This window comes from Lacticaseibacillus suibinensis (assembly GCF_003946175.1).
Classification (GTDB): Bacteria; Bacillota; Bacilli; order Lactobacillales; family Lactobacillaceae; genus Lacticaseibacillus; species Lacticaseibacillus suibinensis.
Genome location: NZ_RHOK01000020.1, coordinates 1 through 15849 on the forward strand (window position 1 = coordinate 1; position 15849 = coordinate 15849).

Sequence of the window (15849 nt, forward strand, 5' to 3'; positions counted from 1 at the left end):
TTGGGACACGAGCCTCTTCCAGAGGCAGTTAAAGTGGCAATCGCAGTAGGCCTTGAACGCAGTGAATGAGGCCAGCGCCTTGAGACGCAGCCAGTAGCGGGGGCTTATAGCCCCAGTGAAAACCACCCGTTTTACGGGTGGTTTTTATTGGACTTGTTGAATTTTGATTTCGATGGCTTCAGGCACCCGTGGCCGCAGCACGTTGAACAAGGTCTGCAAGTCAGAGCGGAAGGTCAAGCGGATGTAGCGCCGTGGTGAGATACCGAAAACGCCGACCACCAGGCTTTGGCCATTGGGCAAGGTGAGGGGCGTCAAGGTGACGCCGACGAGCTTGGTGTAGGGCACGACGCGGGCAAAAATCCCGACATTAATCAGGCGGGTAGGCGTGAGGCCGGTACTGCCGGACATCACGGTGAGCGTGATGAACGCGGCGATGAAGACAATGTACCAGATATTCGCGATGCCAGTGGTTAAAAACCAAAAGCCCAGCACCACTGCCATGAACAGCTGAAAGGTGCTGTACGAAGCCCGAAAGTCGATGCGACTTTGCCAAAACAGATAGTAGCCGCTTAAGGCGAGCAGGGCGACGTCAAGTAAAATTAGGAATCCATTCATTTTTCAGGGCCAACTTTCTGTGTGATGGTTTGCGGTGACTCTTTCGGGTACAGGCCAGAGACTTGCTGATACCAGCGGAACAACCGGGTCACAATGATTTTAAGCACTGCAAAGCCGGGGATGCCGAGAATCACGCCGAGCAAACCGAACATGTTACCAGCAGTGAGCAGCACCACGACAATGGTAATCGGGTGCATCTCTAGTTTACTCCCCATGACAAATGGTGAGATTAATTGCGTTTCCAGTAGCCATTCGACGAAGAACACGATGATGACCGCGATGAACATCTTAGGGCCTTGAATGGCACCCATCACCAGCGCTGGGATCATCGCCACCGCTGAACCAAAGTACGGAATGAGATTGAGGGGGCCGGCCAGCAGTCCGAAAATCAACCCGTAGCGCAGCCCAATCACGGTGTAACCCAGCATGAAAATCATCGCGACGGCCATGGCGACCGTTAACTGACCCTGCACATAAGAGCCGACTTTGAGGTTCATTTCATGGAGCATATCGCCAATACCGCGGCGCTGGCGGGTCGGGACGAGCTGGAGAATCATCGGGGTAAACTTGTTGCCTTCTTTGAGCATGAAGAACAAGACGATTGGGGCCGTGGCAATGGTGACGACGACATTGCCCACCGCGCCGACAATGCTGCTCAATGAATTCAAGGTGCCAGACAGAATGGTCGAGCCGCGGTTGGACAGCCAAGTCTTGATTTCATTGGCGAATTCGTTGATGTCGGATTGCGAGAAGATGTTTTGCTTATCATTGAGATCGGTCAGCATCTTGAGCCCGCTTTCCCAATAACTCGGCCAGGCGGCCACGAAGCTACGCACCTGGGCCTCGATTGGCGGTACGACCCGCACAATGGCCAAGACAATCAGGCCAATCACCACGACGAAAACCAGCAGAATGGCGAGCAGCCGTTTTAGGCCGCGCTTTTCCAGCCAATTCACGACGGGATTGAGCATGTAGAACAAGATCCCAGCCAAAATGAACGGCGGCGCGATGATGCCAAGAAAGTTCACGGCTGGTTGCAGTAGCCAGGCGACTTTAGTGAAGATCCACACCGCTAGTAGCGTGAGCACCAAGTCGAAAATCACGACAGCGAATTTACTATCTAAGAACCGGTGATAGAACCAAGAATTTTTCTTTTCCATTCCGGCTTCCTCCCTCTTGCTTATCAGTTTTATCATACCTAAAAAGCGGCGTGAAAGCGAATAGGACGCGGGACCGATTTTACCCACAGTGACGCCCGACGAATCTTTACATTACTGCTGTTGTTTGTATCGAAAAAATGCTAAATCCCCGCTCGCCGGCTTTAAGTGTAAATTGTTAGATACAATAACTTTACAAAAGCCGGCGTTTCTGTATAATAAGGAGTATCAAATCTCGCGGGGGAGGGAAACACAATGTCACTGAAAATGTTGAAGTGGAGTTTACGGGCGCTGATCGTGCTGACCGTCATCTTGCTATTCACCAATGCTGCTGCCATCGGCATCGGGCTGATGGCAGTCGATATGATTGTCGGCGGTCTGTATCTCATGCATAAGTCGGCGTGCGACCGCCGCCAAATGCACCATTTAAGCTTAATGCACCGGCTGTAAAGGTCGGCAGTCGTTGCCAAAATTGGCAGCGGCTTTTTTGTTGCCAGAGAATGCCGATATGACGCGATTTTTCACTTGCAAACACGCGTTCGCACTGTTATGATGAAAGAAACTAATGAGCGGAGGCGGACGGCGATGCCATCCCAAGCAAGTCAGAAACGTTGGAAACAGATCCTGCAAACCATTTACGAATCAATCGATGGCCGCGGTTATCCGCCGACGGTGCGCGAAATTGGCAAGGCCGTGGGCTTGAGTTCGTCAAGCACCGTGGCGGCTTATTTGGAAAAGCTGCTAGCGGAAGGCTACATCGCAAAAGACCCGGCTAAGCCGCGGACCTTGGAAATCACCAAGGCTGGCCGAGAATACATTGGCGTGGGCGAAAGCGGCATCCCGATTGTCGGTACCGTCGCCGCTGGGGTGCCGATTACCGCGATTCAAAACGTGGATGACTATTTCCCGGTGCCGGATGACATCCCGTATCCCGCAGATGAACTCTTCATGTTGCGGGTGCAGGGGAATTCGATGATCAAGATTGGTATTTTGAATGGCGATCAGATCATCGTCAAAAAACAGGAAACCGCCGAAAATGGCCAAATCGTGGTGGCGATGACGGCGGAGGATGAAGCCACCGTTAAGCGGTTCTATAAGGAACCAGGCCGTGTGCGGCTGCATCCTGAAAACGACATGATGACAGACATGTTCTTCGATGATGTCACGATTTTAGGCGTGGTGGTCAGCTTGTACCGCCCGGCGCTCATTTAAAGTCAAATTAAAAAGGCCGCGTTTGCGGCCTTTTTGCGTGGACTAAAGGTGTTGGACCAGCGTCATCAGAATCGGAATCACCACAATCGCAAACAGTGTGGTGGCAGACACCGTGATGGCAGCAGTGCTACTGTCTGCGCCGTACAATTTGGCGACGACCGGGGCATTGGTCATGACCGGCATCGCGGATTGAAGAATGAAGACTTGCTTCATCAGCAGCGGCACCGGCGCAAACACCACTAACGCATACATAATCAGAGGCGCAAAGAGAAAACGGCCACTGAAGACGCCCAGCAATTCCTTGTTGATGCGAATGTTTTTGAGCCCCGCTTGGTGCATAGCAATACCGATGAAAAACATGGAGCCGGGAATCGTCAAGTCACCGACGTAAGTGAGGGTGGCGGTGAGAAAACTTGGCAGCTGCACGCCGAGCAGCACCAGCACCACCCCAACCATAAAGCCCAGCAGCGGCGGGGAGAAAACTTTGCCTAAGGTCTGGCGCCAATCGAAGTGGGCGGCTTGCTGGCCATCTTTTTGAATCAAGTACACGCCTATCGTCCAAAAAATGGTGGTGTTGGCCATATAGTAAACCAGCACATAAGGCAGGCTTTTCGGCCCGAACAAGGCCATGTTGACCGGCAAGCCGATGAACACTGTGTTGGAATTGAAAAACATCGACTTGAACAACCCACGGCGTGCGCGCGGCACGGCCAAGGCCTTAACCACGCCAAACGATAAGCCAAACAAAATGGCCATCGACAGCACCGGAAAGCGCAGATCAGGCAGCAGGCGGGCTAGTTCGTGCGCGGTGAAGCGACCACAAATGGTTTCGACCATATAAGCCGGCAGTGCCACTTGGGTCACGACTTTCGCAATGATGCGACTGGAGCGGTCATCGAACCAGCCGCGGGCCGTGAGCATGTAGCCGAGCGCCACCAGAATCAGAATTTCACTCACGCCACCTAAACTTGATAAAAATGCAGTCAACCAGAAGACTCCTTTTATGTAAAACCGGCCCTGTGGTAGCGGCCGGCGGGTTTAAAGCTGAATTAAGGTCTGAATCGGAATATCAAATGACTCGACCGGCCACTGCGGCGTTTCGAAGGCCATCACACTTGGCACTAAGGCAACGGTAGGGCCGGCGTACTGGGCCAAAAACCGATCGTAGTAGCCGCCGCCAAAGCCAATGCGGTAATGATCCTTCAGGCTAAACCCAATCCCGGGCACAATCATTAAGTCTGGGTTTTGATTGACTAAAGTCGCATCATAAGGCGGCTCCGCCAGCCCGAATTTACTCGTGATTCGGCCGGCCGGGCCAGGGTCCGGTAAAAAGGCCATTTGCCGTTTGGGCAGCACCCGCGCCAGCAGAATTTGCTTGCCGGCCTGTTGCGCGGCGGCCATCAGCGGTGCCGTGGCCACTTCCAGCGGGGAGCTGACGGTGGTGGCAATCGTCCGGGCTTGTTGCCACAGGGCGGTGGCCATGAGCTTGTTCAGCAAAGCCGCACTTTCGGCTTGCGTTTGCGCGGCGGCCGCTTTGAGCCGGGCGATTTGGCCAGGGCGGAAGTCATTTTTGTCAGGCATGGGCGAGCTTCTCCTTGAGGTAGGCGGTGAGCACCACCGCATTGTTGTGCGCTTCATCTTTCGCGCCGAACAGCAGGAGCACCGGCTGCTTGGCCGTCTGCGCCTTGACTAAATCTAGCAACGCCGGCGTATCAGGGTTGGCGTCGAGCTCAGCGGTGTAGCGTTGCTGGAATTCAGGAAACTTTTCGGGATCATGCCCAAACCATTTGCGTAATTCAGTGGAGGGGGCAATGGTCTTGGCCCAGTCATCGAGGCGGGCATTCACCTTGCTGATGCCACGGGGCCAGACCCGATCCACCAATAAGCGAAACCCTTCAGGCTGTTCGTGACTGTAAATCCGGACTGGAGTAAACGTCATGTTTTCCCTTCTTTCTGAAAATACCTTACCCCTTGATTAAAGGCGCTTCAGGCATGAACGTCAAGTCAGGGCGATGAAAATTGACATGCGGGGATGGTGCAATAATGGCTCGGCGTTCGCTTACAGTGTTTGCGATTGCCGATTTAGCTTGAGCAGCATCAGTAAAATATAGTTTCCAGTCCGCCTGCGCATTTTATGCTGGCGTCATGATTGACATAAAAATCCCATTTCTCCAGGGTACGGATACCCTGAACAAATGGGATTAAGTGTTGGCTGCTCTTACCGTTTTATTCCTGTCGACGATCTTGTAAATCTAATCTGTTTTTAGGCGGTGATTAACAGCTTTAATTTTAGGCCCAGGCCTGCTGCATAGCGATTAAGCGTGCTCAGAGAGGGAACAGAGTCTAACCGCTCAATTTTGGCCAGTTGCGGCTGCTTCATGCCTATCCGTTCCGCAAGATCATGCTGAGACAGGCCCTGACGAATTCGCTCTGCGTAGAGTGATGCCATTGCATCAACCACATCAAGCTCGGCCGCCGGTATGACTGCATCCATTTTCTTTTCAAAGTTCTTCCACGTTGCCATTCTTTTCCCCTTCTGTCATGTGAATAAAAGTTGTTCGGGTGTCTCAATAGGCTATTCGCATAGTGCAGAGATTATTTCCGATGATACCAGCATCACGTTTCCGGTTTCGCCATTTTCAGCGGATCTACCCACTGTTCATATTCTGCCGCTGTGACCTGACCAGAAGCCAGCGCTGCGGCTTTGAGGGTGGTGCCTTCTTTTTGAGCGGTTTTGGCAATTTTGGCGGCCGCCGCATAGCCGATGTGCGGCGACAATGCGGTGACCAGCATCAAGGAAGCATCTACCAGCTCTGTCATTCGCGTTGCGTTGACCGTTAAGCCTTGCAGCAGGTGGGTATCGAATTGGGTCATCCCACCAGCCAGCAAGGTGCAGCTTTCCAAAAAGCTACTAATGATGACGGGCTTATACACGTTCAACTCAAAATTGCCTTGACTGGCGGCGATGCTGATGGTGACATCATTGCCCATTACCCGGGTGGCCATCATGGTCAGCGCCTCGGCCTGAGTCGGATTGACTTTGCCTGGCATAATTGAGCTTCCTGGTTCGTTGGCTGGAATATGCAGCTCACCGTAACCGCCCCGGGGGCCGCTGGCGAGAAAGCGAATGTCATTGGCGATTTTCAGCAGATCAGCAGCCAAAGTCTTGAGCGCCCCATGCACCGCGGTGAGCTCGCTATGGGCACTCAGACCGTGAAACTTGTTGGCCATGCTGACAAAAGGCAAACCAGTCAGTTCAGCAATGGCCTTGATCATCGCCTGCGTCGCACTTGGCGTCGTATTCAGCCCGGTGCCGACTGCAGTGCCGCCGAGGGTGAGCGGCAGTAAGTGGGCTTGCGTGGTTTGGAGCAACACCACATCGGTTTCCAAAGTCGCGCGCCAGCCGCTGACTTCCTGGCCAAAGGTGAGCGGCGTGGCATCTTGGAGGTGCGTCCGCCCGAGTTTCACCACATTCACATAAGTGGCCTCGTGCTGGCGGCAGGTGGTCATCATTTGCTGCGCGGCGGTGATGACATGCTGCACCGCGGGATAGGCGGCCATGTGCATGGCCGTGGGGAAGGTGTCATTGGAGCTTTGGCCGCAGTTGACATGGTCGTTGGGCAGCACGGTTTCGCCGAGCTGCTGCGTGGCCAAATGGGCAATCACTTCATTAACGTTCATGTTGGTTTGAGTGCCGCTGCCGGTTTGATACACATGCAGGGGGAAATCAGCCATCAGCGCCTGGTCGTCCAGTGCGAGTAACTGCTGGCACACTTGAATAATGGCCGTTGCAATCGGCTGCGGCAAGGCGTGGCCACCGTTCACCTTGGCGGCGGCTTGCTTAATGGTAATCAGCGCCCGAATGACGGCGCTGGGCATCAGCGGTCCAGTGGCAAAGTTATGCCGGGAACGCTCGGTTTGCGGGCCCCAGGCTGCATGGTCAGGAATTTCAACCGGGCCAATCGAATCATTTTCTATGCGCATGGGTTTCTCCTTTCGCGGCTGCCAGCAGAATCTGCGTCAGCTGCGTTAATTCCGGCGTCGGGGCGGCGTTTTTGCCGGCGACCAGCGCGATATCAAAAGCGGGTTGATTGGCGGCGATGATGGGAATGGCCACCAGATTATCGCTGGGCAGCACTGCCATTTGGGCGAGCAGCGCAATGCCGACGTGGGTTTGAATCATCCGCTTGAGCAATGTGACATCAGCAGTGCGATAAACAATGCTCGGCTGCACGCCGCTGGCATGGGTGAACCAAGCGAAGGCCTTCGTGTGGACGAAACCTTCCGTCAACGTGACAAAGGGTTCATCGGCTACTTCCGCAAAGGTCACCGCCGCTTTGTGCGCCAGGGGATGGTCCGGGGGCACGACTATCGTGAAGGGACTGGCGGTGAGCGGCTGCACCTCAAGCGCCGGGGCATCCAGCGGACCGCTGGAGCCGAGTAGCCCTATATCCAGGCTGCCGGCGCGCAGGGCCTCGAGCAAGTTCGCCGAGCCTTTTTCCAGCGGCTGAATGTGCTGCATTAGGTCGGCGGCGACGAGCTGCGGCGCGAGCTTGGGAAAATAGAAGTTCCCAATGATTGGCGGCAGCCCCAAGCGGATTTTAGACGAGCGGGCCCGGGCCAACTCGGCTTCGGCTGCGGTCAGCTCGGCAATGATGACCTGCACATGCCCAGCCAGCTGCTCCCCAGCTGGGGTGATTTTGATCACACCATGGCTTTGGTCCCGGTCAATCAGTTGAATCCCGAAATGACTTTCCAGCCGCTTCACCGCCATGCTGATGGTGGCTGAGTGACGTGAAAATTCGCGGCTACTTGCGAAAAACTTTTTATTTTTGTCAGGGCCTGAAAATATTGCAAGTCTCTGGTGTTCATTAGCGCCCGTCCTTTCGTCTCATATCAATAAATTTTATCACAAACGGGCGGTTTGACTATATTTTTTTCCGCCGCGTATGCTAAGTCTTGTCAATGAGGAAAGGACCGATAAAAATGAAATACACACCACAACAATTGCTCCATGATCCATTTTTAAATAAAGGGACTGCGTTTAGCCAAGCTGAACGCGATCAATACGGGCTCAACGGCTTGCTGCCAAGCGCCATCCAAAGTCTGAGCCAGCAAGTGAAGCAGGCCTATGCCCAATACGAAACCAAGCCCACTGCGCTGCTCAAGCGGCAGTTTTTGATGCAGCTGTTCAACACCAACCACGTTTTGTTCTATCAACTGTTCTCAAAGCACATCGCTGAATTCATGCCGATCGTGTATGATCCAACGATTGCTGATACGATCGAAAATTACAGTGCGTTGTTCGTTGAACCGCAAAACGCGACTTATTTGAACATCAATGCTCAAGATCAGATCGAATCGGCCTTGAAGCACAGTGCCAATGGCCGCGATATTCGTTTGATTGTGGTCACCGATGCGGAAGGAATTTTAGGGATTGGCGACTGGGGCACCCAAGGCGTCGATATCGCCGTGGGTAAGCTGATGGTTTATACCGCCGCCGCCGGGATCGACCCGAGCCAAGTTTTGCCTGTCGTTTTGGATGCCGGCACCAACAACCAGGCGCTGCTCGATGACGACCTGTACCTGGGCCTGCGGCAAAAGCGCGTTTATGGTGAAGCCTACCATGCCTTCGTTGACCGCTTCGTGGCCGCGGCAGAAAGCATGTTCCCAAATCTGTACCTGCACTTTGAAGACTTCGGCCGCGCCAACGCTGCTGACATTTTGGATCAGTACCAGGATCAATACACTGTCTTCAATGATGATATTCAAGGCACTGGCATCATCGTGCTGGCTGGTTTGCTGGGCGCGATGAACATCTCCAAGCAAAAGCTGACCGATCAAGTTTACATGAGTTTTGGCGCTGGGACGGCCGGCGCCGGCATCGTGGCCCGCGTGTATGATGAATTCATCCAGCAAGGCCTCAGCGCAGACGAAGCCCGCAAGCATTTCTACTTGGTGGACAAGCAAGGCTTGCTCTTTGATGATGATCCAACGCTGACGCCGGCGCAGAAGCGCTTTGCCCGCAGTCGCAGTGAATTTGCTCATCCAGAGACGTTGACCAGTTTGGCCGCCGCAGTGGCTGCGGTGCACCCAACCGTGTTGGTCGGTACCTCGACCCAACCAGGCACTTTCACCCAAAGCATTGTGGAAGACATGGCGGCGCACACCGAACGCCCCATCATCTTCCCGCTGTCCAATCCAACCAAGCTGGCGGAAGCGACCGCTGAAGACTTGATTAAATGGACGGATGGCCGCGCTTTAGTGGCCACCGGGATTCCGGCCGCTGACGTGACCTATGATGGCGTGACCTACGCGATTGGCCAAGCCAACAACGCACTGGTTTATCCTGGCCTGGGCCTAGGCACGATTGCTGCCACCAGTAAGCGGCTAACCGATGGCATGATTTCGGCCGCTGCTCACAGCTTGGGCGGCTTGGTCGACGTTGACCAGCCTGGCGCTGCTGTACTGCCCCCAGTCACGAAGCTGGATCAGTTCAGTAAAACGGTGGCCAATGCCGTGGCTGCTCAGGCAGTGGCAGAAAAGCTGAATCAAAGCCCGATTGCGGATGTCAAAGCCGCTGTCGCAGCGATGCAGTGGCAGCCCGTCTATCACGACCTTGATATCGAACCGGAGGTGTAAACGGTGACCGCATTATATACTTCAATTGAAAGCATTTTGACCATTGTGCTGATGATTGCCCTTGGCTATCTCTTGCAGCACAACGGCTGGTTCGATGACAATTTCGGCGGCACCATTTCCAAACTGCTGATGAAAGTGGCCTTGCCAGCTTCCATCTTTATCTCGGTGCTGCAGCGCCTCACGCTGAAAAAGCTAGTGAGCTTAAGCTCTGGGCTAGTGTACGGTTTCGGTGCGGTCATTCTGGGCTACCTGATTGCCTTCTTGCTGGTTAAACTGCTGAAGGTCAAGCCCGGCCGGCGCGGGACGTTCATTAACATGTTCGTCAACGCCAACACGATTTTCATCGGCTTGCCGCTGAATTTGGCCTTGTTCGGCGACCAAGCCACGCCGTACTTCCTGATGTACTACGTGGTCAACACGGTTTCCACTTGGACGCTGGGCGCGTTCTTGATGAGCTGGGATGACCCGACCAAGGATGGCAGTACCAGTTCTTCCTTTAACTGGAAAAAGCTGTTGCCAGCCCCGCTCGTTGGCTTCCTAGTGGCCTTGGTGTTCTTGCTGCTGAATATTCCATTCGTGAATGTCGGCTGGTTAGGCTTTGCCGTCAACACCTTGACGTATGTGGGTAACTTGGTCACGCCACTATCCTTGATCTACATCGGGATCATTTTGGCCAAAGCGGGCTTCAGTACCATTTGCTTTGACCGTGACTCCGTGGTGGCCCTGCTTGGCCGCTTCGTGTTAGCGCCGGCTTTGATCTTCACCTTAATTATGCTGGGTGCGCATGCCGGCTTTGGCATGCCAAGTCTGGAAGCCAAGACTTTGATTATTCAAGCCTCGGCGCCTGGCCTAGCAGTACTGCCAATTCTGGCCACCGAAGGGCACGGGGATGTCGAATATGCGACGAACGTGGTCACCTTGTCGACTGTGTTGTTCGCGGTGGTAGTGCCGATCATCATGTTGCTGATTCAAGGCATCTAAAACTCAAGTTAAGTCGATCGCAGCTGCGGTCGGCTTTTTGCGTGCAGTGAAGTGTGCTGGCCTTCGCAGCCTAGTTGCGCTCAGGCCAGCAACGCCTGAGTGAATAGCTACGCCTCGGCCCTCGCCGCGGGCCGCAGCAATGACCAAGGCTAGGCTAATCATCAGGCTAAGTGCGCTGGCCTTCGCAGCCTAACCGTGAAAAGGCTTTATCTTGGTTCCCGCCTGGTGTAACCTGTATGCATTAAAGCAAAAAGGACGGTTTAAGATGAAGAGGCAACGCAACGCGCTTTTGCTGATCGTCGCCGGTGATGCGGTGATGGCCTTCGCGTATGCCAAATGGCTGGTTCCCAATCAAATTATTAATGGTGGGGTCACCAGTTTGGCCCAGATTATGCATCAGTTAGTGCCGGCCGTCAGTATTCCGGTGGCCAACAATCTGTGGCTGGCGGGTTTACTGATTTTGGCCCTGGCTTTCTTGGGCCGCGAGGTATTTTTGAAGTCGCTGTTTTCGAGCATCGTCTACTCACTGTGTTTCACACTGTTTTACGATTGGTCGGTGCAAGTCACGATTCAGCCGCTGGTTGATTTGCTGCTGGCGTCGGGGTTGATTGCCTTTGGCTATTTTGCCTGTTTGACAGCGAACGCTTCGACCGTGGGGGTGGATGTGTTGGCCCTGATCATGCAGCGCTTTCGGCCGCAGACCAATCTCAGTCATGCCATTAGGGGCTTCAACATTGTCGTGCTTGCCGCCGGGCTGCTGGTCTTTGGCTGGCAAGCGGTAGCCTTGGGCATTGTGTTTGCCGTGATCTATACCGCAGAATTGAATTGGATGTTGCAACATTGGGGAAAGGAGGCCGCGTGATGGCCTTGAAGCAGGGATTAAATCTGTTTTTACTGGCGGACTTGCACCTTGGCAGCGAGCGGCATACGACTGCCGCCTTCCACCATGCGCTGGTGAATATGCGGCATCTGGATCCCGAGGCTGCCGTGGTGATTGCCGGTGATATCACCGATACCGGCGAAAAAGATCAGTTTCAGGATTGCTGGAAGAGCCTTGACCGCGTGCCGGCGGAGCAACTGATTGTTGGGTTAGGCAACCACGATGTCCGCGGGCCTGACCCGCTGACTTGGAACAACGATCAAGCGGCCGATCCCGCGTATTTTCGCCAAAACGTGTTGCCTGAGTACAGTCGCCACTATTTACGGCGGCTCAAACCCGACCAACCCTGGCAACCTTATTTCAGCCAGCGGCTCGGGGACTACCAGTTTATCGTTTTAAACACGGAAAAAGGCTTGAAAGACTGCGCCTACCTTTCTGCCGCGCAGGTGCGGTGGCTAGATGCCCAGTTGCAGGCAGGGGAAAACAGCGGCTGCATTAACATTGTGCTGTCACACCAGCCGCTGCGCGACACGCATTGGCGGAGCAATTTTGGCGGGGGCTTTGGCCTTCAAGACGCGGTGGTGAAAGACGTGCTGCGGCGCCACCCCAATACCTTCATTGTCAGCGGCCACATTCACAACGGCTTTGGCGTGGCAGAGGTCATCCCGCGGTCATACGGCACCTGCATTGACCTGCCAGCCTTTGCCTTAAGTGAAAATGGCCGCACCGGATCGGGTCTGGGTTATTACTGCACCTGGACCCATGACGCCATGAAGTTTGAAGCCTGGGATTTTGCCATCAATCGGCCTTTGGCGGCTTACGACTTTACCCTGAAAACCACCACGCTGGCGGCGGCGATGCCAGATCTCAGCGTCTTACATCCGGAGTCCGCGCAGCATGCCTTGCAACTGCTGTACCGCAGCTATGATACCCGGTTGTTCGATGATCCGCGCACCGATCAACATACGGCGCCGCCGGTCCAACCTTTATTTGGCCCGGAAGTGCAGGCTCAGATTCAGGAGCTGTTGGCCAGTGCCTATCCGCGGCCGGCGCAACGGCCGCCGATTGACTTGCGCCCTTATCATGGCTATTTTGCCCAGCGCGATGAGTATGTGGCGGCCATTGAACGGTTCACGGAGAATCTCGCTGGCAATATGCGCAGTGGTCAGATTGAAGCGCAGTTAACGCGGCAATTCGTCGCCGCCCGGCTCAATGTGCTGCGGCCGCAACTGGCGCGCTTTGATGATGCGACGCTCAAAGCCGCCATGGAGGAAGCTCAGCATGTGCTGGTGGGGGTCTTTCCGCGCGTCGACTTTAGCCGGTTGCAAGCCTTGATCGATGAGCATGCGGCCGCGACCAGCGCCGAATTGCAGCTAGCTTTAAGCGCCGGTCGTTATTTAATTAAAGACCGCGCTGCGACTCAGCCAGCTATAGACGGCATGATTGCTGAAATAAAACGGTTATTGCAGGAAAAGACAAATTAATTTTCGTCCCAGGTTAGTTATTTCTAACCTGGGCTTTTTTTGTTTCCGAAAATGATAGTTACGACGTTCTAACTAGATAGTAATCAATCAAACATACAATATACTACCTGCGATAATGATAGGTTAAAATTCAGCCAAAACCAAAATAACGAACAAAAAATCGTCTTTTCACAGTGTCCTTACTGTCAAAAAATAACAATATTTTACCTGATGAGATTTAGGGTACCACTGGCGCCATATCGTGATATTTTGACTCGAATACTCGACTTATGGGTTCATTGTTACAACGATTCCAAACGCGGAATAGGCGGGATAAACATTGATTTAAGTGTATTTTGCGGGCTTTCGCTGGTTAAAATTTAATTTTTGAGAATTGAATTGAAAACCGGTCATTACAAACCGTACCACTGTGCGGTTTGTGACTGATTGACTCCAAATAATCGGGTGACAGTGAAACGGAGATTCCAAAAATACCAAAAATTTTACGTCTTTTCTGCGCGGGTTATCATAGACAATAATTTATATCGGTATTACAATTTAGGCGATATCCGTAGAGAAAAACTCATAATAAGCGATAAAGGGGAATTTGGCGGATATAAATTTGCATTATCCTATGGGAGGAATTTGATATGAAGAATCGTCAAGGGGCAAAGAAACTCTATAAGGCTCACAAGACCTGGATTGCAGCTGGTCTTGCGGCAGCAACGCTGTTCAGTGTTCAAGCCTTGGGTACGCAAACCGTAGCTGCTGATACTGATACTGCACCGATCACGGAAACGGATGCTAAAACCGAGTTGCTGAATGTTATCGCCAAAAATAAGACTGATTTGCAAAGCATTGGCAACGTACAGGATAAGGTTACCGGCAGATCTTTTTTTGGTGATCTTGATGCACTGAGCGCGGAGGTCCAAGCCGGCAAGTACACGACCAAAGAGCAGCTCTATGATGCCATGAAGCCGATGATGCAGGGTTATAAAGAATACCTCAAAGATTCTTTAAAGAGCAAAGTCGCTGCTGTTGGCAATGATACTTATGGCGAAACTGGCCGTACTTTCTATGGGGAAATTGATGCTCTGATCAATAGCTCCACTGTGTCCGCTGATGACACTGGTGTGAAAGCTGACGTTGATACTGATGCCTTACAAGCCGTGCTTGCTGCCGCTGAAGCTGCCAATACCAAGACCATCAACATTGACTTGGTCGATACAACCTCAAACGTTGTTGTTAAGCAATTAAGCTATGAGACCACTAAGAACGGCGGAATTGACCTGGCTCAGGTCGAAAATGATTTACCATCTGGCTATCGAATTGATAAAACCAAGGGCCACCAAGATCCAAAGACTGGTAAATATTATGTTGGTGTTTACAATGTTGCGGATGTAGAAGCTAAGGCTAAAGATGCCGCCAACCAGATTGCCGATGCCGCCAAGGCCGCTACAAAGACAATCAACGTTGATTTCATTGACACCACGAGTAACGAAGTCGTCCAGCAGTCCAGCTTTATTGTTGGTAAGAATTCTGGGGTTAGCCTAGAAAAGGCTGCCACTGCGCTTACTGATACGACTTATAAGATTGATGCCACTCAAGAGGGCCGAGACCCTAAGACTGGCAAGTATTACGTCGGAGTATACAATACCAAGGATCCTCAAGCTGTCGAAACAGCCGCCAAGAATGCCGTTGATGCAATTGCTCGGGGCATTAAAGATGCGACAAAGACAATCAAGATTGACTACATCGACATCAATACGAACGAGGTCGTAAAGCAGACTTCCTTTGTTGTGCCAAAGGGTGGTCATCTGAGTATCGAAGAAGGTACTTCCAAAGCACCTGAGGGCTATGTCATCGATTGGGCGCAGATACAATATCGTAAGGACACTGGTAAGTACTACATCGGCGTCTTCAAGCCGACAAGCATCGCTGATACGCCTAACATGTCTACCTTAGCTTCAGAAAAGGCTCGCCGGGATGCAGAAAGTCAGAAACCAACGCCTAAGCAGGTTTCAACTAAGGCTGCCGCTACGACGTCAGCTAAGAAAGCAACCAAGACCTTGCCTAAGACAGGCGACAGGACCAACACGGTTGCTTCCTCAATCGGGGTAGTTGCGGTGATTGGTGCCCTGTTTGGCCTGGCCGGCACCACCAAGAAGCGTGCCTAATTCAAGTTTCACTCGAAAGTCTCTCTGCGGAGAGGCTTTTTTGCGTGGAATCAAAGAGCCTGCCGCGAGGCGACAGGCTCAAAGGTGGGCGTTACTTGGCGTGAGTTTCGAGGTAGGCCAAGGCGCTATCATAATCTGGTTCTTCAGTTTGTTCTTCAATCAGTTCGCGGTAAACAATCTTGCCTTCAGGATTGGCAATCCAGACGCTGCGAGCATTGGTGTTGTTATCGGCAACATACAGGCCCATCGCTTGGCCAAAGCTGCCGGCTTCGTCAGAGAGCAGTTGCATCTGCTTCACGCCTTCCGCCGCACACCAGTTTTGCTGCTGAGCAATGGTGTTGGTGGAAATGGTGAAGAAGTTGATATCAGCAAAGCCATCGGCGGCTTGATTGAAGTTCTTGGTGGAGACGCTGCAAACGCGGGTATCGATATCTGGCACCACGCTGATCAGGCTGTAGTGGCCGGCCAGGTCGTGGTTAGAAACGGTGTGGCCATCGGCGGCTTTGACGGTAAAAGCCGGCAAGTCATGGCCAATCATTGGGGGTTCGCCGTTTGTTTGCTGCGGCGCACCATGACGGGTGATTTTCAAAACAATCCCTCCTATTGAACGAATCGGCAGTCCAACGACTGCGCTCATCTTCAGTTTAGCATAGAAAAGCCTGGGTGTGTTTCTTTGCGGCTAGCGCCTACGGGTTGCTACAATTGAAGTGAGCCTTTGCAAA

16 protein-coding genes are annotated in these 15849 nt (G+C 53.0%); 7 read left to right on the forward strand and 9 right to left on the reverse strand.

All coding sequences use genetic code 11. The annotated features are described in order from the left end of the window. Positions 1-144 precede the first annotated feature (144 nt). Positions 145-615 (reverse strand): hypothetical protein, encoded by a 471-nt coding sequence (locus tag EKM90_RS09940; protein ID WP_125582188.1) that lies wholly within the window; start codon positions 613-615, stop codon positions 145-147. Beyond that, entirely contained in the window at positions 612-1775 is a 1164-nt protein-coding gene (locus EKM90_RS09945; RefSeq protein ID WP_125582190.1) for an AI-2E family transporter, read from the reverse strand. Before EKM90_RS09945 ends, EKM90_RS09940 begins: the two co-directional genes overlap by 4 nt. A 252-nt stretch (positions 1776-2027) precedes the next feature. Between EKM90_RS09945 and EKM90_RS09950 the strand changes: the two genes are divergently transcribed. Beyond that, positions 2028-2222, forward strand: a complete 195-nt coding sequence (locus EKM90_RS09950) for a hypothetical protein (RefSeq protein ID WP_125582192.1) — start codon at positions 2028-2030, stop codon at positions 2220-2222. A 135-nt stretch (positions 2223-2357) separates the two neighbouring features. Further along, positions 2358-2984, forward strand: a complete 627-nt coding sequence (lexA, locus tag EKM90_RS09955) for a transcriptional repressor LexA (protein WP_125582194.1) — start codon at positions 2358-2360, stop codon at positions 2982-2984. Between the two features lie 42 nt (positions 2985-3026). Here the strand turns inward: lexA and EKM90_RS09960 are convergent, their stop codons facing one another. The 6 genes from EKM90_RS09960 to EKM90_RS09985 form a co-directional block, all read right to left on the reverse strand. Beyond that, positions 3027-3971: an AEC family transporter gene (locus tag EKM90_RS09960; protein ID WP_125582196.1), complete on the reverse strand. Its 945-nt coding sequence runs from the start codon at positions 3969-3971 to the stop codon at positions 3027-3029. A gap of 51 nt (positions 3972-4022) precedes the next feature. Next, complete coding sequence (locus EKM90_RS09965; protein WP_125582198.1) at positions 4023-4565, reverse strand: 5-formyltetrahydrofolate cyclo-ligase; 543 nt, start codon at positions 4563-4565, stop codon at positions 4023-4025. After that, entirely contained in the window at positions 4558-4923 is a 366-nt protein-coding gene (locus EKM90_RS09970; RefSeq protein WP_125582200.1) for a DUF488 domain-containing protein, read from the reverse strand. Before EKM90_RS09970 ends, EKM90_RS09965 begins: the two co-directional genes overlap by 8 nt. A gap of 324 nt (positions 4924-5247) precedes the next feature. Further along, positions 5248-5508, reverse strand: a complete 261-nt coding sequence (locus EKM90_RS09975) for a helix-turn-helix domain-containing protein (protein ID WP_125582202.1) — start codon at positions 5506-5508, stop codon at positions 5248-5250. A gap of 92 nt (positions 5509-5600) precedes the next feature. Continuing rightward, on the reverse strand, positions 5601-6968 hold the full coding sequence (locus EKM90_RS09980) for a class II fumarate hydratase (protein ID WP_125582203.1): 1368 nt from the start codon (positions 6966-6968) through the stop codon (positions 5601-5603). Continuing rightward, a complete protein-coding gene (locus tag EKM90_RS09985; protein ID WP_225422823.1) occupies positions 6952-7836 on the reverse strand; it encodes a LysR family transcriptional regulator in 885 nt (294 codons plus the stop codon). The genes EKM90_RS09980 and EKM90_RS09985 overlap by 17 nt, the downstream gene beginning before the upstream one ends. A gap of 113 nt (positions 7837-7949) precedes the next feature. Here EKM90_RS09985 and EKM90_RS09990 point away from each other — a divergent pair, with 113 nt between their 5' ends. The 5 genes from EKM90_RS09990 (at position 7950) to EKM90_RS10010 (ending at position 15127) form a co-directional block, all read left to right on the forward strand. Beyond that, a complete protein-coding gene (locus EKM90_RS09990; RefSeq protein ID WP_263852873.1) occupies positions 7950-9626 on the forward strand; it encodes a malolactic enzyme in 1677 nt (558 codons plus the stop codon). A gap of 3 nt (positions 9627-9629) precedes the next feature. After that, entirely contained in the window at positions 9630-10607 is a 978-nt protein-coding gene (locus EKM90_RS09995) for an AEC family transporter (protein ID WP_125582207.1), read from the forward strand. 265 nt (positions 10608-10872) lie between these two features. Beyond that, complete coding sequence (locus tag EKM90_RS10000; RefSeq protein WP_125582209.1) at positions 10873-11469, forward strand: YitT family protein; 597 nt, start codon at positions 10873-10875, stop codon at positions 11467-11469. Then, on the forward strand, positions 11469-12971 hold the full coding sequence (locus EKM90_RS10005; RefSeq protein WP_125582211.1) for a metallophosphoesterase family protein: 1503 nt from the start codon (positions 11469-11471) through the stop codon (positions 12969-12971). Before EKM90_RS10000 ends, EKM90_RS10005 begins: the two co-directional genes overlap by 1 nt. Before the next feature lie 629 nt (positions 12972-13600). Then, positions 13601-15127, forward strand: coding sequence for a KxYKxGKxW signal peptide domain-containing protein (locus tag EKM90_RS10010; RefSeq protein WP_125582213.1), 1527 nt, complete (start codon positions 13601-13603; stop codon positions 15125-15127). Positions 15128-15218: 91 nt separating this feature from the next. Here EKM90_RS10010 and tpx read toward each other — a convergent pair whose 3' ends face one another. Beyond that, positions 15219-15716, reverse strand: a complete 498-nt coding sequence (gene tpx, locus EKM90_RS10015; RefSeq protein WP_125582215.1) for a thiol peroxidase — start codon at positions 15714-15716, stop codon at positions 15219-15221. Positions 15717-15849 lie beyond the last annotated feature (133 nt).

Bases quoted from the DNA above. Each gene is read 5' to 3' on its own strand.
- EKM90_RS09940 (WP_125582188.1), bottom strand. From the start codon at position 615: ATGAATGGATTCCTAATTTTACTTGACGTCGCCCTGCTCGCCTTAAGC.
- EKM90_RS09945 (WP_125582190.1), bottom strand. From the start codon at position 1,775: ATGGAAAAGAAAAATTCTTGGTTCTATCACCGGTTCTTAGATAGTAAA.
- EKM90_RS09950 (WP_125582192.1), top strand. From the start codon at position 2,028: ATGTCACTGAAAATGTTGAAGTGGAGTTTACGGGCGCTGATCGTGCTG.
- lexA (WP_125582194.1), top strand. From the start codon at position 2,358: ATGCCATCCCAAGCAAGTCAGAAACGTTGGAAACAGATCCTGCAAACC.
- EKM90_RS09965 (WP_125582198.1), bottom strand. From the start codon at position 4,565: ATGCCTGACAAAAATGACTTCCGCCCTGGCCAAATCGCCCGGCTCAAA.
- EKM90_RS09970 (WP_125582200.1), bottom strand. From the start codon at position 4,923: ATGACGTTTACTCCAGTCCGGATTTACAGTCACGAACAGCCTGAAGGG.
- EKM90_RS09975 (WP_125582202.1), bottom strand. From the start codon at position 5,508: ATGGCAACGTGGAAGAACTTTGAAAAGAAAATGGATGCAGTCATACCG.
- EKM90_RS09980 (WP_125582203.1), bottom strand. From the start codon at position 6,968: ATGCGCATAGAAAATGATTCGATTGGCCCGGTTGAAATTCCTGACCAT.
- EKM90_RS09990 (WP_263852873.1), top strand. From the start codon at position 7,950: ATGAGGAAAGGACCGATAAAAATGAAATACACACCACAACAATTGCTC.
- EKM90_RS10000 (WP_125582209.1), top strand. From the start codon at position 10,873: ATGAAGAGGCAACGCAACGCGCTTTTGCTGATCGTCGCCGGTGATGCG.
- EKM90_RS10005 (WP_125582211.1), top strand. From the start codon at position 11,469: ATGGCCTTGAAGCAGGGATTAAATCTGTTTTTACTGGCGGACTTGCAC.
- EKM90_RS10010 (WP_125582213.1), top strand. From the start codon at position 13,601: ATGAAGAATCGTCAAGGGGCAAAGAAACTCTATAAGGCTCACAAGACC.